This is a genomic window from Mesorhizobium sp. M0040, assembly GCF_040323505.1.
Classification (GTDB): Bacteria; Pseudomonadota; Alphaproteobacteria; order Rhizobiales; family Rhizobiaceae; genus Mesorhizobium.
Window position 1 is genome coordinate 1 of sequence record NZ_JAMYVA010000117.1, and the last position, 2708, is coordinate 2708.

Below are 2708 nucleotides of genomic sequence, written 5' to 3' on the forward strand. Positions count from 1 at the left end.
GCGCAAGCATGTCGCGGATCTGGAGGCCAGCACGACGGCGCGCTTCGAAGCGTCGGCCAAGACAGGCAAGGTCCGCAGGTTCAAGGAGTTCGTTGACGGCGCCCGCGGTGCGGCCGGGCCGGCAGCACTCAGGCGACTATAACGGGCGCAGAGCCGACCCTGCGGCTTCCAGACATTGTCGTGTACCCTCAAGCCGAGCCCGCAGGGCCTCGCTTACCTTTTACGGGGCGGCGGTACGTCCAAGCCGCTTCAACAGTTAAGAATTTCGCAAAGACGATACCCCCGGATCGTCGAGCTTCCGCTGCCACTTCCCGCATTCGCCGAGGCGGTCAATGACCCGCCCTTCACAATAGTTATCCGGCAAGCATCTGGATGCGAGAGATAATGTTGCCGGAGGCATCTCTTATGGCTTCTACACCTGCCTGAACGCCAGAACCGCGTTCGTGCCGCCAAAGGCGAAGGAGTTGCTCAGTGCCACGCGCACCTTGCGCTCGCGTGCCACATTGGGCGTGACGTCGAGATCGCAATCGGGGTCCAGCTCACGATAATTGGCAGTCGGCGGCACGACGCTCTCGCGGATAGCCATCACGCAGGCGATCAACTCGAGCGCGCCGGACGCGCCGAGGCAATGCGCGTGCATGGACTTGGTAGAAGAAATGGACATTGAGAAGGCGTGCTGACCGAAGACGCGCTTGATCGCCGCCGTCTCGATCTGGTCGTTGGCCTTGGTGCCGGTGCCGTGCGCGTTGAGATAGTCGACATCCTCGGCGTCCAGCCTGGCATCGGCAAGGCAGGCCCGCATTGCTGCCTCCGGCCCCTCGACAGTCGGCGCGACGATGTCGGACGCATCGGCGGAAAGGCCGGCACCGGCAATTTCGGCAAGGATGGTGGCGCCCCGAGCCAGGGCATGCTCGTAGCTTTCCAGCACCGCCATGCCGGCGCCTTCACCAAGCGACAGGCCCTGGCGATCGGCCGAGAATGGCCGGCAAGTATCGGGCGAAAGCACGCGGATCGCTTCCCATGCCTTCAGCACACCCCATATAAGCGGCGCTTCGCTGCCGCCGGCAAGCATCACGTCGGCCCGGCCGAGCCTGATCTGGTCCACCGCGCAGGCAATCGCATGGTTTGCCGAGGAACAGGCGGACGTGACGCCGAAGACCGGCCCGCGCAGGCCGAGACTCATGCTGACCTGGCCGGCAGCGGCACCCGGCATCGCCTTGGGTACAGTCAAGAGAGCGGCACGCTTACCGCCCAGAAGGATGGCGCGGTAGGTTTGCTCGATCGCATCCCACCCGCAGCCGCCAACGCCCACCGTCGCACCGAAGCGATAGCTATTTCCCTCTTTGGAGGAAAGTCCGGCCTGACGCATGGCTTCGCGCGCCGCAAGCACAGCGAGCAGGCTGAAGCGGTCCATGGAGATGAGTTGCTTGCCGTCGATGTCATGCTCCGGCAGCGCCTTGATCTCGGCACCGATCCTGACCCTCAATTCATGGAGCTCGGAGTTGACGATTGGGCCGATGGCGGAGCGGCCTTCTCGCATCTCTGTCCAAATGGCGGCGGCGTTGGTCCCAAGCCCGCAAATACCGCCAATCCCAGTAATCACGACGCGCCTGTCCATTCACACCCCCTTAGCGAGCAAGCTGCGCACGGCTTCCACCATGTCCCCAACATTCTGGAGATCCGACCATGCCTCGGCCGTATTCATCTCGATCTGGATGCCGTAGGCCTGCTCCAGGTCCCAGAGAACGTCCGCCAATCCCAGTGAATCGATACCGAGCGAAGTCAGTCCCGTGGCAGCCGTTATCTCGCCGCCTGTGGCAGGCGCTATGCCGCCCTCCGACGCGGCGCGCTTCTTGATAATGGCGATTATTTCGTTGGCGAGTTGATCTGCCATCTTGTTCCTTTCCAGCTTGCGTTTTCGGCGTCGTTCAAAACCCGAGTCGCGTCGCGTTGCCAAAATTGCCCCTCATAGAGCCTGTGCGACCGACCAAGCCCAATGCCCATAGGAACCGGACGAGTTCCGGCTTCTGCGGCGTCAGCCCGATGACGAAGAAAAGTCGCCGGCCTCCCGCTTTTGCGCCAGCACATCAAGAATCTGCGTGTAAATGGATAGGAACCGTCGTCAAACGTCAGCTAAACGCTGCGACGGTGGGTGCTGTCAGCGTATTCACTCGGCACCTCATATGTAATCGAGATGTTTCATAGCTCCGGACCAGTTGCGATCAACTATTGTACCGGTCCGCCATTCGTCGGAGAGTTCGACATGATCGGAGCGCTGCCTCTCATTCCCAGTACAATCTCCACCGCATGCGACAGATTTCCTCTTTCGGGCTCTTCTCAAGGGACTCGCCACGCGATAGAGGCAGTGATTGGCGCACGTGAGGTCCTGCCAAGTCCATGCGACATTCCGGAAAATTGGTAAAATCGTTTGTTTCAATCAAATGCATCCACGCTATGGATAGCTAAGACATGCGTTTCAAAGGGCTCGATCTGAATCTTCTCGTCGTTCTCGACGCGCTGCTGAGCGAGCGCGGCCTCACGGCGGCGGCACGCCGCATCAACCTAACCAAATTCATGGGGGTTGGTGGATGTGGCGCAAGCCGTTGAAATGACGTAGGATTTGGTTGCTTAAGCCGATCCGAACCATTTCCCGGAGACCACACCCACCATGAACGATCTTGCGCTGCCGCTGAGCGGTTTGTCATCAG

The 2708-nt window shown here is 60.8% G+C and carries 2 protein-coding genes and 2 pseudogenes; 2 read left to right on the forward strand and 2 right to left on the reverse strand.

What is annotated here, in order from left to right; genetic code table 11:
* Positions 1-261 precede the first annotated feature (261 nt).
* A pseudogene (locus NKJ91_RS33450) lies at positions 262-426 on the forward strand (LysR family transcriptional regulator); the annotation flags it as partial.
* On the opposite strand, the gene NKJ91_RS33455 reads toward NKJ91_RS33450, so the two are convergent.
* Both NKJ91_RS33455 and NKJ91_RS33460 read right to left on the reverse strand, forming a co-directional pair.
* Positions 413-1618, reverse strand: coding sequence for a beta-ketoacyl-[acyl-carrier-protein] synthase family protein (locus NKJ91_RS33455; protein WP_352453892.1), 1206 nt, complete (start codon positions 1616-1618; stop codon positions 413-415). The pseudogene NKJ91_RS33450 and the gene NKJ91_RS33455 overlap by 14 nt on opposite strands.
* Positions 1619-1894 (reverse strand): acyl carrier protein, encoded by a 276-nt coding sequence (locus NKJ91_RS33460; RefSeq protein ID WP_352458906.1) that lies wholly within the window; start codon positions 1892-1894, stop codon positions 1619-1621.
* Positions 1895-2469: 575 nt separating this feature from the next.
* Here NKJ91_RS33460 and NKJ91_RS33465 point away from each other — a divergent pair.
* Positions 2470-2571, forward strand: a pseudogene (locus tag NKJ91_RS33465) (LysR family transcriptional regulator); the annotation flags it as partial.
* Positions 2572-2708: the final 137 nt, after the last annotated feature.

Coding starts and splice junctions, on each gene's coding strand:
- NKJ91_RS33455 (WP_352453892.1), bottom strand. CDS start 1,618: ATGGACAGGCGCGTCGTGATTACTGGGATTGGCGGTATTTGCGGGCTT.
- NKJ91_RS33460 (WP_352458906.1), bottom strand. CDS start 1,894: ATGGCAGATCAACTCGCCAACGAAATAATCGCCATTATCAAGAAGCGC.